Annotated in this window: 18 protein-coding genes; 17 read left to right on the forward strand and 1 reads right to left on the reverse strand. The window is 48.2% G+C overall.

All coding sequences use genetic code 11. From position 1 onward, the window contains the following. Positions 1-11 precede the first annotated feature (11 nt). The gene (locus D9Y29_RS11240) at positions 12-1,154 is read left to right on the forward strand and encodes a TlpA disulfide reductase family protein (RefSeq protein ID WP_127128070.1); all 1,143 of its coding nucleotides are present in this window, start codon (positions 12-14) and stop codon (positions 1,152-1,154) included. Between the two features lie 20 nt (positions 1,155-1,174). Then, on the forward strand, positions 1,175-2,164 hold the full coding sequence (locus D9Y29_RS11245) for a TlpA disulfide reductase family protein (protein WP_127128072.1): 990 nt from the start codon (positions 1,175-1,177) through the stop codon (positions 2,162-2,164). 269 nt (positions 2,165-2,433) lie between these two features. On the opposite strand, the gene D9Y29_RS11250 is transcribed toward D9Y29_RS11245, so the two are convergent. Further along, entirely contained in the window at positions 2,434-2,844 is a 411-nt protein-coding gene (locus D9Y29_RS11250; RefSeq protein ID WP_127128074.1) for a hypothetical protein, read from the reverse strand. Positions 2,845-3,002: 158 nt separating this feature from the next. Here D9Y29_RS11250 and D9Y29_RS11255 point away from each other — a divergent pair, with 158 nt between their 5' ends. The 15 genes from D9Y29_RS11255 to D9Y29_RS11325 all read left to right on the forward strand — a co-directional run bounded on the left by D9Y29_RS11255 (position 3,003) and on the right by D9Y29_RS11325 (position 24,173). Then, positions 3,003-5,003 (forward strand): tetratricopeptide repeat-containing sensor histidine kinase, encoded by a 2,001-nt coding sequence (locus tag D9Y29_RS11255; protein ID WP_127128076.1) that lies wholly within the window; start codon positions 3,003-3,005, stop codon positions 5,001-5,003. Then, positions 4,990-5,631: a response regulator transcription factor gene (locus tag D9Y29_RS11260; protein WP_127128078.1), complete on the forward strand. Its 642-nt coding sequence runs from the start codon at positions 4,990-4,992 to the stop codon at positions 5,629-5,631. The genes D9Y29_RS11255 and D9Y29_RS11260 overlap by 14 nt, the downstream gene beginning before the upstream one ends. Positions 5,632-5,998: 367 nt before the next feature. Next, positions 5,999-9,205 (forward strand): SusC/RagA family TonB-linked outer membrane protein, encoded by a 3,207-nt coding sequence (locus D9Y29_RS11265; protein ID WP_127128080.1) that lies wholly within the window; start codon positions 5,999-6,001, stop codon positions 9,203-9,205. A 20-nt stretch (positions 9,206-9,225) separates the two neighbouring features. Then, on the forward strand, positions 9,226-10,797 hold the full coding sequence (locus tag D9Y29_RS11270) for a RagB/SusD family nutrient uptake outer membrane protein (protein WP_127128082.1): 1,572 nt from the start codon (positions 9,226-9,228) through the stop codon (positions 10,795-10,797). 31 nt (positions 10,798-10,828) lie between these two features. Then, positions 10,829-12,400, forward strand: a complete 1,572-nt coding sequence (locus tag D9Y29_RS11275) for a hypothetical protein (RefSeq protein ID WP_127128084.1) — start codon at positions 10,829-10,831, stop codon at positions 12,398-12,400. Between the two features lie 10 nt (positions 12,401-12,410). Beyond that, positions 12,411-13,133, forward strand: coding sequence for a FadR/GntR family transcriptional regulator (locus tag D9Y29_RS11280; RefSeq protein ID WP_127128086.1), 723 nt, complete (start codon positions 12,411-12,413; stop codon positions 13,131-13,133). An 18-nt stretch (positions 13,134-13,151) separates the two neighbouring features. Next, positions 13,152-15,485 (forward strand): polysaccharide lyase 6 family protein, encoded by a 2,334-nt coding sequence (locus D9Y29_RS11285; RefSeq protein WP_206513761.1) that lies wholly within the window; start codon positions 13,152-13,154, stop codon positions 15,483-15,485. A gap of 14 nt (positions 15,486-15,499) precedes the next feature. Beyond that, the gene (locus tag D9Y29_RS11290; RefSeq protein ID WP_241237897.1) at positions 15,500-17,623 is read left to right on the forward strand and encodes a heparinase II/III domain-containing protein; all 2,124 of its coding nucleotides are present in this window, start codon (positions 15,500-15,502) and stop codon (positions 17,621-17,623) included. A 10-nt stretch (positions 17,624-17,633) separates the two neighbouring features. Beyond that, the gene (locus D9Y29_RS11295) at positions 17,634-17,972 is read left to right on the forward strand and encodes a cupin domain-containing protein (protein WP_127128090.1); all 339 of its coding nucleotides are present in this window, start codon (positions 17,634-17,636) and stop codon (positions 17,970-17,972) included. A 23-nt stretch (positions 17,973-17,995) separates the two neighbouring features. After that, the gene (locus D9Y29_RS11300; RefSeq protein ID WP_127128092.1) at positions 17,996-18,892 is read left to right on the forward strand and encodes an alpha/beta hydrolase; all 897 of its coding nucleotides are present in this window, start codon (positions 17,996-17,998) and stop codon (positions 18,890-18,892) included. 332 nt (positions 18,893-19,224) lie between these two features. After that, positions 19,225-20,505: an MFS transporter gene (locus D9Y29_RS11305; RefSeq protein WP_241237898.1), complete on the forward strand. Its 1,281-nt coding sequence runs from the start codon at positions 19,225-19,227 to the stop codon at positions 20,503-20,505. Beyond that, positions 20,502-21,254 (forward strand): SDR family NAD(P)-dependent oxidoreductase, encoded by a 753-nt coding sequence (locus D9Y29_RS11310; protein WP_127128094.1) that lies wholly within the window; start codon positions 20,502-20,504, stop codon positions 21,252-21,254. The genes D9Y29_RS11305 and D9Y29_RS11310 overlap by 4 nt, the downstream gene beginning before the upstream one ends. Positions 21,255-21,410: 156 nt before the next feature. Beyond that, positions 21,411-22,163 carry a class I SAM-dependent methyltransferase gene (locus D9Y29_RS11315; RefSeq protein ID WP_127128096.1) on the forward strand — a complete coding sequence of 251 codons (753 nt, stop codon included), beginning with the start codon at positions 21,411-21,413 and terminating at the stop codon, positions 22,161-22,163. 210 nt (positions 22,164-22,373) lie between these two features. Further along, positions 22,374-22,934, forward strand: coding sequence for an RNA polymerase sigma-70 factor (locus D9Y29_RS11320; protein ID WP_164735372.1), 561 nt, complete (start codon positions 22,374-22,376; stop codon positions 22,932-22,934). Positions 22,935-22,991: 57 nt separating this feature from the next. Next, positions 22,992-24,173 (forward strand): FecR family protein, encoded by a 1,182-nt coding sequence (locus D9Y29_RS11325; RefSeq protein WP_127128100.1) that lies wholly within the window; start codon positions 22,992-22,994, stop codon positions 24,171-24,173. Positions 24,174-24,239: the final 66 nt, after the last annotated feature.

Raw genomic sequence — 24,239 nt, forward strand, 5'->3', positions numbered from 1 at the left:
CACAAATTCCAATGATGAAGAAATTGCTATCTGCTGCTCTTTGTTTGCTGGCACTGAGTGCACGCAGTCAGGACGAGTTGACCATTGAAGCCGACATGAAATGGTTACCAAATGATACCATAGTGGTTGTTTATGATCCTTATTCTGGTGAATGGGATTCCACTTTTGTGAAAAATCACAAATTCAACCTGACCATGAAAATACCAAAAGGCGGATGTGCGTATATCCTGCAGGTTGGAAAGGATATCTCGAATATTGAAAAGACAGCAACTGTTCAATACCTCGAGCCAGGTAAGATGGTGATCAAAGACGGAAAAGAACCCGGTTTCAAACATGCAAAATATTCCGGCAGCCAGTTTGTAAAGGATTGGGTGTACGTAATGGATAATTTTTCAGAGACCTCTCCACGTTACCTGAAATTGAATGAGCTGGAAGAAATACAGATCAAGGCTTCACAGATCGGCGATGAAGATGCTGCAGAAAAAGCAAAGAGCGAGGCCGACGTACTGAAAAAGAAAAGGAACGAAGATGCCCTTGCATGGGTAAGGCAAAACTCCAACTCCGGCGTGGCTTCCTATGTGATCATGGCCTGGTTCAATAATAACAGGGATTCCCTGATCCGTTCCCTGGGCGCACATGCACAGAAAAGCAGGATCTCCCAAAGGATCCTCAATCCCGGAAAAACAGATCCAATACCTGTTTCATTCAGCATGGGCACTCCTGCAGAAGATAAACTGGCTGCCGGCAAAGAAGCTCCTGCCTTTACCACGCTTGATGAGAATGGTAAAGAAGTAAAGCTGTCTGATTTCAAAGGCAAGTATGTATTCCTGGATTTCTGGGCAAGCTGGTGCGGACCCTGCAAACCGCAGATCCCCTTCCTGAAAGCTGCCAATGATAAATTCAAATCGAAGAATTTTGTAATGATCGCTGTTTCGCTTGATGGTAACCGTGATGCATGGCTGAAAGCCGTAGCCAGCCATAAAATGGATTGGCTCCAGCTCTCTTCCCTGAAATCCTGGAAAGAACCGGCAGCACTGGCTTATGAAGTGAACTCCATTCCTTTCAATATACTGATCGGACCTGATGGAAAGATCCTCGCGAAAGGACTGTACAATGAAGATATCGACAAGAAACTTTCCGAACTGGTGAAATAAACCAACCAACCGAACCGCACATGAAAAACAGAATAGTACATGTTCTGATGATGATGCTTCTTCCGGCCTTATCCTTTGCTCAGGGATTTGTGATCAGAGGAAAAGTGCCGGGCATCATCAGCGGCTATGCCAGATTTGAAAAACATGCCCATGAAGATGAAGACCAGCACCAGTTCCCGGAAAAGGTAAGGATCGTGAACGGTGAATTTGAACTGAGAGGAAAGGTGGGTAAACCTAAAAGAGTGGGGCTTGTCATCAGCACCAAAAAAGTGATGATGCTCCTGGAGAATGCGGAATATACCATTGAAACACCATTTTCTGAACTAAGCGAATTATCAGTAAAAGGTGGGGCCCTGAATATTTCACATTTACGTTTCCTGCAGGCAAAACTGCAACCAGAAGCTTTCGTGCAACAGAATCCAAATGATCCTTTTTCCGGCTGGTTGATTATGAACTTCCTGACCGCTGACTCAGAAAAGCTGAAGAAGCTCTATGATCAACTTGGTCCGGTGGCGAAATCATCTGTATTTGGAGAGGAAATAAAAGCGCTCTGTGATCCTGCACTCAAACCAACACTTACCGGTAAAGCCGCTCCGGCAGCCATTTTGACCAGTTTGGATGGTAAACAGTTTTCCTGGGACCGCTTTGCCGGCAAACTGCTGGTAGTGGATTTCTGGGCTTCCTGGTGCGGACCATGCAGGTACTTTATTCCAAAACTGAAAAAGACCTACGAAGCCTATGCCCCGAAAGGTGTGGAATTCATCAGTGTTTCGGTTGATGATAAAGTTGACCTCTGGAAGAATGCCGTGAAGGAAGAAAAGATGCCCTGGCAGCAGGGACTCGGCCAGCATGGCTTCAGCGACGCCGGACTGAAAACACCTTTTCTCTTCAACTCGATCCCCTATATGGTGATCATTGGCCCTGATGGGAAAGTGGTGGCTGAGCTTGATTTCTATAAAAAAGAAAGATTGGAGAACGAACTGGACCGTTTGCTTTCCGAACACAAATAAGTCTTTTTTTCTGTAGTTCGATAAGGGGTTGACTTTAGCGGTCAACCCCTTTCTTTTTGAATCAAAATAACACCCTTGATAGCCCTTGTTGCCTTAAAGAAACCTGAATATGTTTCAGAATGACAACACAAAGAAAAGGGGGGAAGAGGCGTGAAAGAATAGCCGCTTAACAAATGGGGTGGTTCACTTAACCACTGAAGTCATGCAATAAAAAAGCAAAGGCCGCCCCAGTTGGAACGGCCTTACACAGGATGGTATTACAAAAGTATTTAGCGTACGAATGTATGGGTGATGATCCCCGACGTTGTTGAATTGCTGTTGAATTCCTGGGCCGCAACGGATTTGCCGTTCACGATGATCTCCAGTTTCAGGTTGCCGCCCACAAAAGAGGCGCCGGTGAGGCCGATTGCCACAGGCTCGGTTAGTTTGACTTCCACTTTCTTGTTGAACGGAATGGCAGCGTTATTGATATCTGTTTCGCCCAATGTTTCATTGGTGTACATGACATCGGCCTTGTTCAGACCGCTGTTGCTGCTTACTTTGTACTCCACAGAAACGGTGCGCGGAAAGCCGCTGTCTTTGTTGTCATCTTTGTCTTTACTGCAGGAAGTTCCGAGCAGCGCTACTGCCATCAAAAGTGTAAAGAATCTCATAGGGTGTCTCAATAATGGTGTCTTCATCTTCGAATAGTTTTAATAGCTGATACGATAATTGCTTGCAAAAATATTGGCGTCGCCACTGCGTTCCAATCCTGTGAAACATGGTTTTTCAGGTACCTGTTTCCCGGTATTTTTCCACTATTTGATTTTTGAAGCCCAATTATTGTTTATTTGCTCCCATGATGCAAAAAATCCGTCTCACCTCCCTCATATTTTTTGTTTCCGTCTGCAGCTTTGCACAGTTACCGGCGAAGCCAAACAGCTATACAGACAGTTTGAATGCAGTTGTGCAGAACGGGAACGACAGCAGCAAATCTGCTGCGGCACTACTGCTTTCCTACTACTGGGTAGCCCGTGATACCAGTAAGAGCCAGCATTTCATAGACCTCGCAAGGATCGCCGGAAAGCAGTATCCATATCAACTGGCGCTCTCTTACTTCTATGAAGGCGTGCTCTTCTATATGAAATCGGATATCGCTTCCAGTGAAAAGTCATTCCGGGAGGCCATTAAAAGACTCGAAACTTTCGATACAAAGGAAGCGCTCAGTTTCCGGTCGCAGGCCTGGCATAATTACGGCATCCTGCAACAGGTGAAAGGTGATGAAGAAGGCTTCGCCAGGATCATGATCGATGAAAGTATTCCACTGGCGCAACAGGCGCAGGATACGGCTTACCTGGGCAAGAATTATCTCGATCTTGCCATCGTTTTTAAAAATACACAGCAATATGATAAAGCCACTGCCTATCTTCAGGAGGCTATCAGCACCTTGTCTGTACATAAGTCGAACAAAGCAACCAACAATTCTACACTGAACCTCATTAATGCATACACCACGCTTGCCGAGAACTATGTATTAGGCGGCAAACATGAAATGGCAAAACCTGTGCTGGACAGCGCCATGGCCTGGCTTACCCGTAAGCCAAATGATCATTTGATTGTGGATTACTATTCGGCCGAGGCCTTGTACAATATTGCAATGAAACAATACAGGGAAGCCCTGCAGAGTGTAGACAGTGGTGTTACAAAAGCAAAGGAGCAGGGCAGGACCTATGATGAACAAAGGCTGCTTCTCCAAAAATTTTATGCACTGCACAACCTGAAAAGATACAGGGAAGCGGCAGCGGTGATGGAATGGCTTTCGCAGCAGCCCGAGATGATGACCCTGCTCAACAGCAAGCTGGAAGTTTTCAAAGGCATGTCTGAAACCCAGGCTGCGCTTGGAAATTTCAAACCCGCTTATGAATGGTCTGTCCGTTACAGTCAGCTTAGTGATAGTATCAATTCCAGTCGCCTCAAAAATGAGATCCACGATATGGAGATCAAATACGGGAATGCGGAAAAGCAAAAAGCCATCGATGCACTGAAACTGGAAAACGAGAAATCTTCTCTCTCTGCCAGGAATACACGCCTGATGATCTGGTTCCTGGCTTCTGTATGCATCCTGTTGTTCATCCTGGCAGTAGTAACGTACCTGTATATGCGAAATAATAAGAAACTGTCGCAACAAAAAGATCTATTCCACCAACAGCAGCTCCGGGAAATCGAGCAACAACAACAGATCCATGTGGGACATGCATTGTTGCTGGGCGAAGAACGGGAGCGCCGCCGGGTGGCCGGAGATCTGCACGATGGACTGGGCGGGCTTTTAGCCGGTGTGAAAATGAACCTCACGGGCATGGCCACTGAAACCCAAACCAGGGACCTCAACAGGGTAGTGGACCAGCTGGACCATTCCATCAGTGAGCTGCGGCGCATCGCCAGGAACATGATGCCCGAAGCACTCCTGAAATTCGGACTGGAAACGGCTTTGAAAGAAGCCTGTGAAAACCTGATCTCAGATAAAGTGAATATCCGTTTCCAGTCGTACGGCATCCGTTCCAATATTCCGCATGAAAAGCAGCTCACTATTTACCGTGTGGTGCAGGAACTGCTCAACAATGCCATCAAACACGCATCTGCCAGCGAAATACTGCTGCAATGCAGCCAGAACAATGATACATTCTTCATCACCCTGGAAGATAATGGTAAAGGCTTCGATACCAGCGCCATCAGGAGTTTCAAAGGGATTGGCCTCAGCAATGTAAAGAACCGCGTGGATTATCTCAATGGAAAACTCGAGATCAATTCCACCGTCAATGAAGGAACTTCCATAAACATAGAATTGAATGTTGCAGAATAATGAACTGATACAACTCGCAATCGTTGATGATCATCCTGTGGTGATCGAAGGATTGCAAAGACTGTTGGGCAGCAGGGACTACCTGAATGTTGCAGGCACTTTTACCTCCGGCAATGAATTCCTGCTCTATCTGAAAACGAATAAAACGGATATTGTTCTGCTGGATATCTCCCTGCCGGACTCCAATGGTATGGAGCTTTGCAAGGAGATCAAGAAACGCTCCCCCGGCACCTGTGTGCTGGCGCTCAGTAATCATAGTGAACGCAGCATCATCATGCAGATGCTGCAGAATGGCGCCAGTGGTTACCTGCTGAAAAATGCTTCGGCCGATGAATTGCTGAATTGCATCAATGAAGCGTTGAACGGACAGATCACTTTCAGTAACGAGATCAAGCAGATCATTGCAAGGCCTTCTGCGCATGAACTCAAAGAAGTGCCGCAATTGACGCGCCGCGAAAAAGAAATTCTCGCATTGATATCAGATGGCATGACCACTCCGCAGATAGCGGAAAAACTGAACCTCAGCCAGCTCACCATCGAAACACATCGTCGTAATCTTTTGCAGAAGTTTGAAGTGAATAATGTGGCAGCCCTGATCAAAGTTGCCGTACAGCAGGGACTGGTGTAAACTTTCTCGCAGCCGCCAGTCGCCCGCCTCCGGCGAGTGACCACTATTTTGTCGCCTCCGGCGACCAATCAGGTGCAGCACCGGGTTGGTTCGCCGGAGGCGAACAATTAAAAGTCACTCGCCGGAGGCGAGCGACTGGGCGCACGCTGATTAATTTCTTCAGTGTTTACTGTTGAGTATCAACACATAAAGCAACGAGTTTCATCCAATTGCGGAACTCCGCAAAAAAATATTTTGGTCGAATCCTAAAATGCCTAAATTTGGTTATCCAGAAATTGGTCAACCAATTATTGGAGTATTTAAAAAGAAACGATTGTTAACCCCCAAACGCTGACTTACGATTGGGTCATGCAAACAAGCTTGCTTTATGGGAAAAATCAACTTTCTGCTTCTCTGCCTTTTGTTCAGCCTGCCTGCGGCTGCCCAAACTTTGAAAGGTAGTGTTACAGATTCCAAAACCGGCGCTCCGGTTGCAGCCACCATCAGTGTGGCAGGTGGTAAGAACGCCTACGCTGCCACTGACGACAATGGCAATTTCCGACTCAAAGTTCCCAGTTTAAAAACGAGTAGCATCATGATCACGGCAGTAGGGTACAAGTCCCAGCTGGTGGCGCTTGATGGAAAAGATTCAGTTGCTATCAAAATGGTGAACAGTTCTGCGGTACTGGACGATGTGATAGTGATCGGCTACGGCGCACAACGCAAATCACATCTGACCGGCGCGATCTCAAAACTCAAGAATGAAAACCTGGATGAGATACCAACCAGTAGTCTGGACAGAGCGTTGATCGGAAAGATCGCAGGTGTTACTGTTCAGAACCTCAGTTCGGAAACGGGCACCAGTCCACGTGTTCGTGTTCGCGGGCTAAGTTCCATCAGCGCTAATTCCGATCCGCTGGTGGTAGTGGACGGCCATCCCGTTCCAGATGGACTGAGCATGGTGAACCCTTTTGATGTGGAGTCTGTGGAAGTTCTGAAAGATGCGGCATCCGCCGCTATCTATGGTTCGCGCGGCGCCAATGGCGTGATCATCATCACCACCAAAAGCGGTAAGACCAATAAACCACGATATACGGTAAAAGCGTATACCGGTGTGAAGTCGGCCTACAAGCTGCATCCCATGATGACCACTACCGAATACACGGAAAAGCTCTACAGGGAAGCAGCTATGCGCGAGAACGATCCCACAGTTTCCGCTGCTGACAAAAATCTCGTAACACCACAGGAACTGGCAAGATACCTCGTGGAAAGCACGCTGCGTAATGGTCAGGGAACCAACTGGCAGAACGAAGCCCTTAAAGATGCGCGTATGCAGAATGTGCAGATCGGCGTTTCAGGCGGTAAAGAGATCCGCTATTATGTTTCGGGGAACTACCAGCATGATGAGGGCATCATGATCCACAACTCTTACGACCGGATCAACATGAAGGCCAAGATCGACGGTAACCTCAGTAAGACCGTCAAGTTTGGCATCAACTTCAATCCTTCGTACACAAAAACGGAACTACCTGCAGTGAATTTTACGGATTACTACCGTTTTTACTCAGGACTTCCCGTTAAACATACAGCTGCAACCGCAGCTTTCGTGAACCAGAACCCCACCTGGTCAAATATCAGGCCCGGTGATTGGGCGCAACCTGCTCATTTTTCCAATCTAGCTTACCAGGGTTACCTGCCCGATGGTTCTTTCTATAACAGTTATGACGAACCGAACCTGACCGAAGGAAAAGTGATCCCTTTTTCCTCCGGTAACAATACGCCGCGTTCTGTGGCAGACAGGCAGGAGCGGTATTCCTACAATTATCGTTTACTCACGGGCGCTGATCTCAGCATCAGCTTTATGAAGGACCTTGACCTGAAATCCAGTCTGAGTGTATATTTCAATCAAACCGAGACCAATACTTTCGAAGGGAAGAACTCAAAGCAGGAGGGGCTTGCCAACAAAGGCATCCAGAATATCCGCAGGATGATCGATCTGCTTTGGGAGAATACCCTGACCTATAACAAGAGCTTTGGTGATCATAATTTCACCGGCCTGCTCGGTTTCACGGCGCAGAAGACCAATACCAGCGAGAACCAGATCACAGGTATGAACCTGCCAACCGATGATATCAAAACACTGAATCTCGCAACAGCCATCGATCTTTCGGGTACCTATACACTAAGAACGCCGGTTGGTCTGTTGAGTTATCTAGGACGTGTCACTTACGATTACAAAGGCAAATACCTCTTCTCCGCTTCACTGCGTACAGATGGTAGTGGTTATTTCCCGAAAGGACATAAATACGGTTGGTTCCCCGCGGCATCACTCGGCTGGAGGATCAGTAGCGAGCCTTTCATGGAGAATATCAACTGGCTCAGCAGCCTCAAGCTCCGCACCAGTTACGGCGCTACCGGTAACAACCGCATCGAGCCATTTGCTTACCTGGAATTGCTGAATCCCGGCAACTATTCCTTTGGAGGTGGCACAGGTACCGTGAACAACGGACAGGCGCCCAACAATGATGTGCTGCCCAATATCCTTACCTGGGAACGCACCTTCCAGTACAATGCGGGTATAGATGCAGGTTTGTTCAAAGACCGGATAACCATGAGCCTCGAATACTATAATGGTACCACGGACCGCCTGCTTTTCAAACAAGGGGCTATGAGTTTTTCAGGTTCCAACCAGTACTGGAACAATATCGGTAAGGTGAGGAACCAGGGCTTTGAGATCGAACTCACTTCGCATAATGTAAAGAACAAAAACATCGAGTGGTCCACATCACTGAATCTTTCTGCCAACAGGAATACCCTGCTGGACCTAGGAGGGGAAGAACATCAATACAATTTCGGCGAACGCCAGGAGATCTATGCGGCCTTCCCCGGCGGTCCGGCCGTTCAGTTCTTTGGCTATAAGACAGACGGGGTCTGGCTTTCAGACGCAGATATCGCTAAGGCGCAGGCCGAAGGCTACAAAAGCGACGCCTTCTCCAAATATTTTGTGGCCGGCGGACTAAAGATCGTTGATGTGAACGGGGATAAAAATATTGATGAAAAGGACAGGACAACATTAGGTTCACCATTCCCCGATTTTACCTGGGGCTTTGTGAACAATATAAAGTACAAAGGTTTTGATCTGAATGTGGTGATCCAGGGTGTACAGGGAAATAAGATCTTGAATGGAGATGCTTTCTATGGTGAGTCGAGGTACTTCAACAGGAAGTACAATACAGATTCCCGTTGGGTGAGTGCCGCCAATCCCGGCGATGGTAAAACGGCTTATGCGCTCAACGGTGCAGACTGGCTGCTGACGGACTACGTGATGGAAGATGGTTCCTATGCAGCTTTGCGCAGTGTGGTCCTCGGTTATACAGCACCTTCAAAACTGGTGAAAAGACTGAAGCTGGGTAATGTGCGTTTTTATGCAGCGGGTGAGAACCTCCTTTTCGTATGGGCGAAAAGTTACCGTGGTGTGAACCCCGAAGCCAGGACCACTTCCAACGCCTATGCCTCTCCGCTGATTGATGGCTACCAGCGTGGCGGGTTCCCGATCAGCAGAACAGTTACCCTGGGAGTTGACATTCTATTTTAACCACCATCAAACAAAGATTCATGAAAGCATTACGATATATACTGCCCTTCGGTTTCCTGGTTGCCGGCATGGTCTCCTGCAGCAAGATCATCGATCTGAAACCGGAATCGAATGTTACTGTTGACAATTACTACAGGAACTACGATGAGGTGAAAGCCGCACTGACCGGGGTTTACAACGGTATGCAAGGTCCCCTCAATAATGAATGGAGTATGACCGAGCTGCGGTCCGACATGAGCAAGCAGGGATCTCCCAACAGTACTGCTGTTGCCAATATCAACTATAACAATCTTAATACCTATTTACAAAGTCCAACGCTGCCGGGTGTTTATGATTACTGGTTTGCTACCTACAAAAATATCCGCAACGCCAATTATGTACTGAGGAGCCTGGGCGTGAAATATGAAAATGGACAAATCAACATGGGAGAGGCATCTGCCGATGTAACCGAAGACCAGCAGAAGCAACTGGCCGGGGAAGCCCTTTTCATCAGGGCCTTCCATTATTTCAACCTGGTACGCCTCTATGGTGGCATCTTCATTATTACAGACCAGCAAACACCGTCGCAGTTGAAGAAGATCCCACGTTCATCAGTCAACGAATGTTTGCTGTTCATTGAAGCAGACCTGAAAGCCGCTGTCGATTATTTGCCGGCAGTGAGCTACGGTGCTCAAAAAAGCGAAGACCTCGGACGTGTTACCAGGTGGGCGGCAGAAAGTATGCTTGCAAAATTGTATCTCCAGGTAAATAAAAAAGCGGAAGCCCTGGCTTTGCTCAATGATGTGATTTCAAATAGCGGTCATGATCTGCTGCCTTCCTATGCCGATGTTTTCTCCGTTGCCAATGAAGTGAACAAGGAAATCATTTTCGCCGTCCGCTTCAAATCAGGAGGGGTAGGACTGGGTAACCATATGGCCAACTCCTTTGCGGCGCTCAACAGCGGCAGCACCATCGTGAACGGTAACGGGTCCGGGTTGAATTATCCTACCGCCAATATGGAAGCTAAGTATATCGCACCCTCTACAGGTTTTGCAGATGAAAGAAAAGCAGCTACTATTGACCGTTATAATGCATTGACCTATGTAAAGAAATTCATTTCGCCGGTAATGGTGAAAAATGATGCAGAGAATGACTTTCCCGTACTTCGGTTTTCAGATGTGCTGCTGCTGAAGGCGGAAGCACTGGGGTTCAGTCCTGAAGCAGTAGCGCTCATCAACCGGGTGCGCGAAAGAGCAGGAGCGGGTCCTTATCCCGGTACCGGTAATTTCAACGCACAGTTCTATCTCTACCCGGAATCCGGTGCAGAAGCCATTACGGCCGATAATTTCATCTATAAATTACTGGAGGAAAGACGCATAGAACTGGCATTCGAGAATCATCGCCTGTTTGATCTGCACCGCCTGGGCAAGTACCTGGAATTGATGGAACTTTATTACGAATCAGAGTACGACAGTCATTATAAGCGCTTCAAACCTGCCATTCCCCTGCAAGAATTGAAAGAGAACCTGGCGAAGCGCCCCTTGTTGCCGATCCCGCAACGCGAGCTGGACACGAACAATGAGATCGAGATCAGTCAAAACGATGGCTACTAAACAACCCTTAATCACACTGAATGCCAGTCATATGAAATCATTACTCAAACTATTGTGGTTACTCCCTTTGCTGCTGTTGGTGATGTGTAAGAAAAAAGACACACTGATTCCCGAAGGAACGCTCACGGCAAAGGACTATGTATTCAACAATGCCATTAAGAAATTCGAACCTGAAGAAACCGTGAGCGGTTCTCTCAGCGCTAATTTCGAAATGAGAACAGTGTATTATTACCTGCAGCGCCAGGGAAAAACAGATACGCTTTTGCAGATCGATTTTCTCAGGGATGAGGCCAGCAACGATTATGAGTTTTCGTTAAGATCAGCATCCTGGTCAGGTGTGAACATGATTGGGTCCAAAGGCCTGAAAGTACTGGCTGTAAGGGACAATAACACATCCATCGAGAAGGTCCTTGCTATAACTTATTTCGATCCTGCCGCACCGGTGGTGGACGAAGTGCCGGAAACGCTCACGCCCAATCTTACAGGCATGACTTCCATCACCGGCAAGATCACTTCCTCAACAGGAATTGCAAAAGTGGACATTTTCGACAATGCCAATGGCGATTTCGAACTGGTAGGCACCGTGCCCGGAAACAATGCAAAGGACCTCAACCTGAACTACCAGTACGCGTACAATGATGGCGCCGGGCAACTAAAGATCGAGGTAACCGACATTTATGGCTTAAAAGCTGATAAAGTTGTACAGTTTGTAAATATTCCTTTCAAACCAGTGATTACTTTTGCAGCTACCACCCTGAAAGTGGCATTGCCGGATGGAACGCCGGAAGTGAAAGGCACCATCAAATCTTTCACCGCCCTTACTACCGTTAATGCATACGTGGTAACAGCCGGTGGCAGTACCCTGCACCAGGTGGTAACGCCTGTGCCGGAAAACAGCGAACCCAATGAATTCAACTATAGTTTTACGGTAACAGGTTTCCCATTTGCTGAGGATGTGACCAGCTGCCGGCTGGAAGTGAGTGATGCCACCAATACTTCTACCGCCAATGCTAATGTAGAGATCCTGCCGTACTACTACTGGAAGGACCTGACCATGATGGCCCAGGGGAATGCTACAACCACATCGTCCACCTGTTTCTTTACGGGCGACCTGGCCGATCCGCTGATCGGGCCCTGTGAGGCGAATGCTAACCCTGAACTGCATACGAAGATCGATTTTGCGATCTTCACCAACAGTACGCCATTGCTGGCTTTCCAGAATCCGGCGAATATTTCAGCAGGAACGCTCACTACCTTCAAATGTAATGGCACCAACTGGGACCCGCCGCTGCCGAATTCCACCAACCTGATGAAAACCAATTTCAGGGTGCTGAATGCCTCCCAGGATGCACTGATACGCCCGAAACTGGAAGCGATGAATATGGACGATCTGAGTGACGCATTTTTCACGGGCGTTCAGGCCCCCACCGCCAGCGCGCCCAACAGCAGTACGTTTGCCGAGAATTCACTGATCTATGTGAAAGCAAACACGCAGGCAGGTGAAACAAAGAATATACTGATCAGAGTGGTGAATGTGAATGTAGTGGCAGTGCCAAACCAGGCAACATCCACCATCACTTTCGATATATTGAAGCAAAAGTAAATTAACGATTATGGCTCAATCTTCTATCATTGAAACCATTAAAGCTATCGAAGTAGAATCCCCGGTTGACAAGATCATCCGGCAGTTGAAGCAGCTGATGAGCGACGGGCACCTGAAGCCCGGCGACCGCCTGCCGGCAGAACGCATCCTGGCCGAGAAATTCGGTGTGGGCAGGACTTATGTGCGCGATGCCATCCGCAAACTGGAATTCTACGGACTGCTCAAAACATCGCCCCAGAGTGGTACCTACGTGGCCCATTACAATATCCAGATGATGGAAGGTATCCTGAACGATATCATCAATTTTAATAAAGATGATTTCTCCGCGCTTATTGAAGCACGTTATTATATGGAGATCAATGCAGCAAGGCTGGCCGCGCAACGCAGAACAGATGATGATCTCGCTGCCCTCAAAGCAGCTGTGGACGCCTATGATGCAAAGATCAACGCTAAGGAGAATGCTGTACAGGAAGACATGTTCATTCATCTCCGGATCGCCAATGCCGCCAAGAATTCCGTGATGGAATCCATGCTGCTCTTATTGCTGCCCGATATCATCCGCAATATCATCGAAAAGAAGATCTGCGGAGATTACCGGAGCGGGGAAGCCATGGCCGAACACCACGAAATATTGAAAGCGATTGCCGATCAGGATGCTGATGCAGCAGGTCTCGCCATGGCCAATCACCTGGACGATATCCTGCGCATCAGTCGAACCAAAACCACCTGGTAACCTCTAAACACTCAGGCTTTGAAAAAAAGAATCAATCCGTTGTTGCTCACTGCAACCCTGCTGCTGGCCATGAACGCAGGTTACAGCCAGCGCATACCCGTGAAAGATGACCAGGAACTAAGGTCGGCGCTGAATAAAGCAAAGCCGGGCGATAGTATCGTACTCGCTGATGGCGCCTGGAAAGACATGGCAATGTACATTACCACCAGCGGCTCTGCCGGAAAGCCCATCGTGGTGATGGCCGAAACACCCGGCGGTGTGAAATGCACCGGCAATTCATTCATCCGTTTCGGCAGTGACCATGTGACCGTTTCCGGATTGCATTTCACCGATGGCTATGCCGTGAAAGAATCCATCGTGGATTTTAGAAAAGGAGACAGGCTGGCCAATCATTGCCGGCTCACACAATGCGTATTCGAGAATTTCAGCAAGCCCAGCCGCTCCGATAATGATCACTGGATCACGCTTTGGGGAAAGAAGAACCGCATCGATCATTGTGTGATCGGTAATAAGCTCAATGCCGGCACCACCCTCATTGTGGAACTGAATGATGAAAGATCGCAGCACAATGAACATAATATCGATAGTAATTTTTTCAAAGGCCGTGAACCACTCGGTTCCAATGGCGGAGAAACCATCCGGATCGGTGTGAGCCGTTACTCGCTCACCAGCAGCAATACACTGGTGCATCATAATTATTTTGAAAAATGTAATGGGGAAGTGGAGATCATCTCCGTGAAAAGCTGCAACAACCGGCTCACAGAAAACACTTTCTTTGAAAGTGAAGGCGGACTGGTGCTACGCCACGGTTCGGGGAATATCGTGCTCAATAATATTTTTATCGGTAACAACAAACCCTATACCGGCGGAGTGCGCGTGATCAATCCCGGCCATACCGTTGCCAATAATCTTTTCATAGACCTTGCCGGGAAAGGCTTCCATGGCGCTTTCACTGTTTTGAACGGTGTGCCCAATTCGCCACTGAACAGGTATATGCAGGTGACGGATGCAGATATTCATCACAATACATTCGTGAACTGTAAGACCATCCTTTTTGGCGCAGGTAAAGACGAGGAACGTACACTGCCCCCGGCACGCGTAACCTTCAGGGATAATTTCATTCAGACCAATAATGCAACGCTGTATGAAGATGCCAACAAAGACGGCGGTATCACGTTCACCAACAATCGCTATTCCGCCAAAAGCGTTGCCACTGCCCCGGCAGGATTTGGCGCTGAAAAGCCAACGATCATTTCAATTACCTGGGCCGGTCAGCAATTCAAGGTCCCTGCAGGGAAATATGGCGCTGATCTCAGTAAACTGAACTGGATGAGCGCCCAAAATACCGGAGCTGCCTGGTTCAGGCCTGAGCAGCCTGTTGCCGGCAAACCTTCAGTACATACTGTTGCTGCTGCAGACAGTCAGCAAATAAATGTGATCATCAACAATGCAAAACCCGGAGATATCATTGAATTGAATGAAGCCGGACTATACAAGATCACTGAGCCACTGGTGATCAGCAAACCAATTGTGATCCGGTCAGCTTCCGGTCTCAAAGCAAAGCCAGAACTGGTGAGCATTGCCACCAACAGCCTGCCAGCTTTTATGGTGATCGAACCCGGCGGCAGCCTGAGTACAGCCCGGATCATTTTCAACAGCGCCTTTGAAAATTATGGTGCTGTGAGATCAGGGATCGCAACAGGGACCAAACCTGCAAGCCCTCATTATATCCTCAAAGTGGAGGGTTGTGAGTTCATCAATTTTGGTGAAGGCGGACATGTCTGCATCAAAGGCGCCAAAGGCACTTATGCAGATTCTGTGCTGATCAGCAATTGCATTTTTCGCAACAATGCCGGTATGGGCATCGATTATGGTGCGGAAAAAGACGACAAAGGCATTTACAATGTAGCCTATTTGCGCGTGGAGAATTCTGTATTTGCCAATACACTCAGCGGCGCCATCAATGTATACAGGGGTGGGAACGACGAAAGCACTACCGGTCCTACTGTTCATATCAACCATTGTACTTTCCATAATGTTGAGAACCGTATGCAGGGCACCGTAGTGAAACTGATAGGTGTACAGGTGGCCAGCATCACCAACAGCGTTTTCAATTACAGTGGCAAAGGCGGCAGGATCATCTGGTTTGAAGAAATGGCCTGGGATAATCTTACAGTGGATTACTGCAATGTGTTCAACAGTGGCCGCATCAGCACTTTCTTTGGCAAAGCCACGGGTAAAAATATCCTGAACAGGAAACCATCCTTCAAAGACGTTGCCGGCAATGATTTCAGGCTGGCGCAAACAAGTGGCTTAACTGGTAACGACAATAAGCCCATGGGCGTACTCTAATGAAGACTAATATCATGAAGACATTCTTTCTTTCCATATCATTGGTTTTTGCAGCTTTGGTGGGGCAGGCGCAATCACATCCTTCCATCATGCTCACGCAGAAAAATATCGAAGCCGTACGCAGGGGGATCAAAGATTTTCCCATCATGGCATCCAGTTACAAAACTGTAAAAAAGGACGCGGAGAAAGCCCTGAAGTCCGGTATCGAAGTACCTGTGCCCGCGGATGGCGGTGGCGGTGTAACCCATGAAAAACACAAAAAGAATTACCAGCAGGCGCTTGCCTGTGGTGTTGCTTACCAGGTGACCAACGATGAACGCTATGCGAAATTTGTCAGGGACCTGCTGCTGGAATATGCAAAACAATACAATACCTGGGGCCGTCATCCCAAACGCAAACAGGAACCCGGCGGAAAGATCTTCTGGCAGAACCTGAACGACTGCGTCTGGCAGGTGTATATGATCCAGGCATACGATTGTGTGTACAACGCTCTCAGTGCAGCCGACAGGAAAAAAATAGAAAACGATCTCTTCGCAAACGTGGTAAAAGAACTGAGCGAAGTGAACGGTTCCATTTTCAATAAGGTGCATAATCACGGTACCTGGAGCGCAGCAGCTGTGGGGATGACAGGTTATGTATGCGGCAAAAAAGAATGGGTACAGGCCGCCCTTCACGGAAGTAAACTGGATGATAAAGGCGGTTTTCTTGCGCAGCTCAACCAGTTGTTCTCGCCCGATGGCTATTACGCAGAGGGTCCTTACTACCAGCGTTATGCGATCCTGCCCTTCATGATCTTCGCCAAAGCCATTCACCAGTACGATCCCAAATTCGGTATCTATGATTTCAGAAATGGACTACTGAAAAAAGCCGTGAACACAGCCTTACAATGTACATATACCAACAGGGTTTTCTTTCCCCTCAACGATGCTATAAAAGACAAGACCTACGAAACGGAGGAAATGGTATACGCAGTGGATCTCGCTTACAGTGAAATGCAGGCCGGCGATGACCTGCTGGACATTGCAAAACAACAGGACCGCGTGATCATCAGCGATGCAGGCTTACAGGTGGCGCAGGCCATCGATGCAGGCAGGACCAAACCATTTGCCTACAAGCCTATGTGGATCAAAGACGGTGCAGATGGTAAAGGCGGTGGCATCGGTATCCTCCGCAGTGGCGCTAATGCAGACCAGTTTGCAGTAGTGATGAAAGCCGGCACACAGGGCATGGGCCATGGCCATTTCGACCGGCTCAACCTGCTCGTATACGATAATGGCACTGAAGTATTCAGTGATTACGGAGCCGTTCGCTTCCTCAACGTGGAAACCAAGAACGGGGGCAACTATACCAAAGAGAACGATTCCTGGGGCAAACAAACAATTGCCCACAATACAATTGTTGCTGATGAACAATCACACTTCAACAGCAACGAAAAGAAAGGGGAGGAGACAACGCCATCACTGGTGAACTTTACTGTCAACGAAAAATTCCAGGTAGTGAGCGCCGAAGAAAAGAATGCATACAAAGGAATAACACTCTGGCGTACTGCCATTCTCTTCACTCCCGAAGGAACTGACAAAGCCCTGCTGCTGGATGTATTCTCCGTGAACAGTGACCAACCACACCAATACGATCTCCCTTCCTGGTACCAGGGGCATATCACAGACCTGCCTTTCCCTTCAGAGATCAACGGAAAACATCTGCCGGCCCTCGGCAACAGCAACGGTTACCAGCATCTCTGGCTGAACGGGACCGGCGCACCCGCAAAAGGAAAGCAATATATAACAGTGCTGAATAACCGCAGATTCTATACCACCACTTTCCTGGCCGATACTGCCACCCGTATCAAATTGGTGACGCTCGGCGCCAATGACCCCAACCTGAATCTGCGCAATGAAAAAGCATTCATAGTGTCGCAGCCCGCTGCAAAGGAACATACATTCATCAGCATCACCGAGCCGCATGGCAGGAACAATACCATTGCAGAAGTGACCACCGGCGCCAGCGCCGCCGTGAAAGACCTGAAACTGGTCGGCGCCACCAGCAACACTGTGCAGTTCCGTTTCTCTTACAAAAAGAAATCATATACCGTCAGCATCAGGAAAAATGATCCGAAATCATTCCTGGTGATTGAATAAAAACAAGATCATGAAAGCAAGCAGTGAATTTCAGTTTGAGCAGGAGATCCCCTGGGAAGACCTTAACAATGGCATTCAAAGACAGGTTTACGGCTATGACGACAAGATCATGCTCGTGAAAGCGAAATTTGATAAAGGAGCTGTAGGCGCCCTGCACGAGCACCATCATTCACAGGTGACCTACGTGGAAAGCGGTGTTTTCGAAATGACCATCGGCGATGAAACCCAGATCATCCGCAAAGGCGACGGTTACTACGTTCCGCCACATGTGGTCCATGGCTGTGTATGCCTGGAGCCCGGACTGCTCATTGATGTTTTCAGTCCCCTCAGAGAAGATTTTTTACCCTGATCCCTTCAATAAAAATCATTACAATGAGAAAGATCATTTTAGCCTTCTTCCTTTTCTTGTCGGTCTCTGCTATGGCACAGAATGAAGTAAAGGATACTGTAAAGAAAGTTCAGCTACTTCCCGGTTATACATCACAGATAGATGTGGTATACACAAAGGGCAAGGACTGGGAGCAGAAACTTGACCTCTACCTGCCTCCCAATAACGGAAAGCCTACTCCCGTGCTGATCAATATCCACGGTGGCGGCTGGAACCACGGCACCAAGGAATCACAGACCGGATTCAGTACATTCTTCAAGATGGGATTTGCCGTTTGCAATATCGAGTACCGCCTCACTCCACAGGCTACAGCTCCTGCTGCTGTTGAAGACGCTCGTTGTGCGCTGATCTACCTGATCAAGAATGCCACAGCGCTCAATATCGATGTGAACAGGATTGTGGTGATGGGCGGCAGCGCCGGTGGTCACCTCGCCCTGATGACTGGTTTACTCGGCAATGATCATCGTTTCGATACAAACTGTCCCGGTACTGAAAACATAAAGGTAGCCGCCATCATCAACAAATACGGTATCGCCGACGTGAATGACTGGGCCTATGGCAAAAACATCACCAGCAAATCAGCCACCCGCTGGCTGGGGAGCAAAGCGAATGATCCGGACTTCGTCAAATCCGTTTCGCCGATCAACTTCGTGAACAGGAACAGTCCTCCCGTTTTCATCGTTCATGGCGATGCCGACCCTACAGTACCTTACCAGCAATCAGTAGCCCTTCACAAGAAATTGCAGGAAGCCGGTGTAAAAACAGAATTCATGACCATCGAAGGCGGTAAGCACGGTGGCTTTCCGAGAGAGCAAAACTCTGAGCTGAACAAAGCGATCACCAAATTCCTAAAGGACCTGGGTATTCCCGATAAGAAGTAAGTAATGTGAACTGTACCGTGATATGAATTAGAGCAGTGAAATGTAGCAATGTGATTTGATTAGATGAAAAAATGTGAAGTCTGGTAATGTAGGACAGGCCGTGAATATGCCAGGTAAGACGGGCCCTGGAAACGTAAGCGAAGAAGTTCATCAAAGAACCTTCGCTCATCTTTCCTCCCCATCCCTCGATCATATTCTCCCGCGCCGGTTCGTTTCCCAGCCCACCTTACCTGGCATATCACGGCCACAACTCCCAAATACAAGCTCATCAAAAAATGAACGATTTGAAACCAATAGAACAAATAAAAAGCAATCGCTTCCAACTTAAAGGAATGCGTTGGTGGATCATTTCATTGATCGGGCTGGCTACTATCATCAATTACATAGACCGTGGCGCCATCAATTTCATGTGGCCATATATCTATAAAGACTTCGGCATCGCCGACGAAGACAGCAAGAACTCGCTCGCGCTGATCACCACATTTTTTATGATCGCTTACGCCATCGGGCAAACAGTGACCGGAAAAATGATGGATGCCATCGGAACGCGATTGGGCATGGCCGTTAGCATCATCGGATGGAGTATTTCCATAGGACTGCATGCGCTGGCAAAAAACATTCTCAGCTTCAATATCTTCCGCTTCCTGCTCGGTATCAGTGAAGCCGGCAACTGGCCCGGGGCCACCAAGAGCAATGCTGAATGGTTCCCACCCAAAGAGCGGGCCATTGCACAGGGCATCTTCGGTGCAGGCGCCAGTATCGGCGGTGTGATTGCAGCGCCCGTGATCGCTGCGCTTTTCCTGGCCTTTGGCTGGAAGATAACATTCCTGGTGATCGGCGTACTGGGCTTTCTCTGGCTGATCCCCTGGTTGTGGATCAACAAGAATACGCCCGACAAACATCCCTGGATCACGGAAGAAGAAAAAGCGCATATACAGGGTGGTAAGATGGAAGCATCCGGTCCACAGGCATCTGCTGTAGTGTATTCCTGGAAAGAATTATTGCAATTCAGGAATACCTGGGGCATTCTCACCAGCAGGTTCTTTATCGATCCGGTGTGGTGGATGTTCGTTACCTGGCTGCCTACCTTCCTCAAGGAGCAATACCAGTTTGATATGAAGCAGATCGGGGCATTTGCCTGGGTGCCCTATTTCTTTGCGGCAGTGGGCGGATTGACCGGTGGTTTCTATTCCTCTGCGCGCATCAAACGTGGAGTAGATGCAGCGAAGGCGAGGAAGAGCGCTGTTACTATCGGCAGTGTGATCATGCTGGTTTCGCTCACGGTGATAGCATATTATCTGGATGAATTAAAGAACCAGCCATCGATGGCCATTGCCTGTATCAGCGCAACTTTATTCGGGTTCCAGTTCCTCATCAATAACCTGCAGACATTGCCCGGTGATTATTTCCATGGAAAGAATGTAGGCGTGGTTGCAGGAATGGGCGGCACTACCGCCGTTGCAGGAACGCTGATCACAACCTGGATCGTTCCCGTGATCACCAAAGTAAGTTATACATCATTCTTCATCATGGGCGCGCTGATGGTGCCGCTGGCATGGTGCTGTATCATGTTCATTTCATCCAAAAAACAATTTAAACAAGAGAATATATGAGACTAAAGGGAAAAGTTGCCATTGTATCCGGTGGTGCAAGGGATATTGGCCAGGCCGTATCCGTAAAGCTGGCAAAGGAAGGTGCCAAAGTGGTAGTGAATTATTTCAGCAGCGAGCAACGGGCGCAGGAAACCCTGGCTGCTATCAAAGCGATCGGCGGAGAAGCGATTGCCGTGAAAGGCGATATGAGCAAAGGGGAGGATGTTGCCAGTGTAGTGAGTGCTGCACAAAAAGCATTTGGCAACGAGATCCATATCCTGGTGAATGTGGCTGGGGGAATGGTGGCGCGTAAACTGATTGCCGATATGGACGAAAATTTCTGGGACCATGTGATGGGCCTCAATGTAAAATCTGCATTCCTGCTCACCAGGCAGGTAGTACCTCATATGCCCGCAGGCAGTGCCGTGGTGAATTTTTCATCCCAGGCGGGCCGCGATGGCGGTGGTTTTGGAGCCTCTGCCTATGCTACAGCCAAAGGTGCGGTGGCCACATTCACCAAAGCGATGGCCAAAGAGCTCGGGCCGAAAGGCATTCGCGTGAATGCAGTGGACCCTGGTATGATCGCTACTTTCTTCCACGACAGTTTCACCAAACCTGAAGTGCGCCAGAACGTGGCCAATTCTACTCCGCTGCGCAGGGAAGGAAAGGCAGAAGAAGTGGCTGACCTGGTGGCTTATCTCGCCAGCGATGAAGCTAGCTTTATTACCGGGGCCAATATCGATATCAACGGGGGAACTTATTTCTCCTGATATCGTCAATCCGTATTCTTCATTTTTTTACTGGTTATGTAGCGGGCTGCGCAAAAGTGCAGCCCTTTTCTTATCTTGGAACAGGTAGTAACCGGCCTACAAAAGGATTCAACCGCATGATGTAATTTTGATTGTATAACCAGGAAAAGAAAGTATATGGACAGCACCAAAAGATTCAGCAACCGGGTGGAAGATTATGTGAAATACAGACCGCATTATCCGGGAGCAATCGTTTCTTTCTTAGCCGGTCACTATGATCTTACTCCTGATAAAATAATCGCAGACATTGGAGCTGGTACCGGGATCTCTTCCAAACCCTTCCTGGAAGAAGGATACAAAGTGATAGCAGTGGAGCCTAACAGGGAAATGCTCGACAAAGCCATAGAGCTGCTGAGCGATTTCCCGGATTTTTCGCCGGTATCCGGAACGGCTGAAAAGACCACACTCAAAGCACATAGTGTTGATGCCATCATCGCCGGTCAGGCTTTTCACTGGTTCAATCGCGAAAAATGTAAAACCGAATTCAGGCGCATCCTGAAAAATGCAGGATTGCTTGCCGTGATCTGGAACGAAAGACTGATTGAGTCCCCCTTCGAAATTGCATACGACGCCCTCATAGTGAAATATGCCAGTGATTATGTAAAAGTGGACCATCGCAATATCAGTATGGAAGACATGGTCCGTTTCTTCGACCCTGCACCCGTTGAACTGAACGTTTTCTCCAATAAACAGGTTTTCGATTTTGAAGGACTGAAAGGCAGGCTGCTTTCGTCATCCTATATGCCTGCAAAAGGTGATGCCGGCTATGATGCCATGATCGAAGACCTGGAACTCCTGTTCCACCGTTTCAAGGAAAATGAGCTGATTGTGATCAATTACGCCACCAAACTCTATTCCGGCATCCTGTAGCCGGCTTCCCGGAAAAATTAAGAAAAAAATATCGTTGCCGGATTCACCCTCCCGGGCGAGTCCGGTGTTGTGTTATTGCGGGACCTGAAAAAGGGGAGGATATGCTGATCATTTTTTATATTTGAAAGCTCATGCCTTATGGCTGCCATCCATTTTACCTTGCCTCAATCACAACACCAAACCAAATGCTTATTTGTGCGCTCCCCGCTTATGGAAGGTAAGATTGGAAATATCATTGATCTCTCGCACCTGGAATCCCTGTTCCGGGAATACTATCACCGTCTCTGTAACGCTTCTTATTATATCACCGGCAATGAAGACGCCGCCAAGGATATTGTGCAGGATTTCTTTTTCCATTGCTGGAATAAGAAAGAAGAACTGGCCATTACCGGCGACTTCAAGTATTACGCATTGCGGGCGGTGAAGAATGCGAGCATCAATTATATCCGGGACAACAAAAAGTTCACGTCTGTGAAAGACCCTGAAAACAATCTAAAGGTGGCCGAGCAGCCAGTACCTTCTTTTGACGATATGGGGGAGGAAGAAAAGAACAAAGAACTCTGGAATGCCATCGAGCGGCTGCCTGCTCAACGAAAAGCTATTTTTCTTTCGTCCAATAAAGACGGCCTTACCTATGCGCAGACAGCTGAGAAAATGGGCTTATCTGTAAACACTGTCAAAACCCAGATCAGGCTGGCTTACCAGTTCCTGCGCGAAGAATGCGCATGGCTGCTCCATTTCCTGATCTTTTGGTTCGGACTAAAAAAATAAACAAACTGCTTCACCCTTCCATGAGGGTATAGTGTTATATAATTCAAGCAGCACAAGATGCAACAAAACGAAAACGATAATATCCGTTGGGAGAAGCTGGAAGAACAGTTGGACCAGCCTCAGATCGATCCTGAACAGGAGGGCCTGAGTAAAGAAGAACGGAATGTACTTCATTTCTTCAAGCGGCTTCGTAACAGGCTGCATCCCCTGGATGAGCAGAAAAGCTTTCCGCTGGAAGATGGTTGGAATGCCCTCGCCACCAGGATTTCCGTGGATGCGGACACTGAAGGTGCGCCCAAAAGCCTGTTGGTGAAATGGAGGAAATTCAGCCTGGTGGCTGCGGCAGTATTACTGCTGGCAGTAGCTGGCATTTTCTGGATGCTTAACAAGCCTGCCGCAAACGAACCCAAAGAACTGGCCGGAAAAACACAACCAACGCAAAAAGCCGATCTGCCTGCTTCCAAACAGGTGGAACTGATACTGGCTGATGGCAGCAAGATAGAGCTGGGACAAAAACAATCCATCACCGAGAAAAATGGTGTAGGCATTGTGGCTTCAGATGAGAAACTGCAATACGAGACTGATGTAAAAAGCGACAAATTACTGTACAATACCCTGATGGTGCCAAGAGGGAAGAAGTCGCAGATCAGCCTGCCGGACGGCACTACCGTTTGGGTGAATGCGGCTTCTAAGATCACCTATCCTGTTTCCTTCGTTGGTGCTACAAGGGAGGTTACCCTGGAAGGCGAAGCCTATTTTGATGTGAAGCAAAACTCAGAGAAACCTTTTATTGTTCATACCGTCAATACCGATGTGGAAGTGCTGGGTACTGCTTTTAACCTGAATGCCTATACGAAAACCGTACGCACCACCCTGGAAAAGGGAAAAGTGAAAGTGAATAGCAATGCGGCTTCCATTGAGCTGACACCTGGCGAGCAGGCGATAAACGATCTGAAATCAGGACAAATGAAAAAAGTTCCTGTATATACCAGGTTGTTTACCGGATGGAAAGACGGAGAGCTTTACCTGGAAGATCTCAGGCTTCTGGAGATCACAGAACAACTGGGCCGCGACTTTGATTATGAATTTGAATTTGCGGATGCATCCCTGAAAGAGCTCCGCTTTACCGTAGACATGGCCGCCGCCGATAATCTCCAGGCTGTGCTCGACCATATCAGCAGTACCACGGAAGGTCTCCATTTTACCGTAAATGGCCGCCTGGTACGCATTGCGAGATAAAACTTGCTATAGTCCTACAGATTCAGATATAAACCTGCCATCCTTTCCGGTAAGATACCGGGAACC

This window comes from Pseudoflavitalea rhizosphaerae, assembly GCF_003991355.1.
Lineage (GTDB): Bacteria > Bacteroidota > Bacteroidia > Chitinophagales > Chitinophagaceae > Pseudobacter > Pseudobacter rhizosphaerae.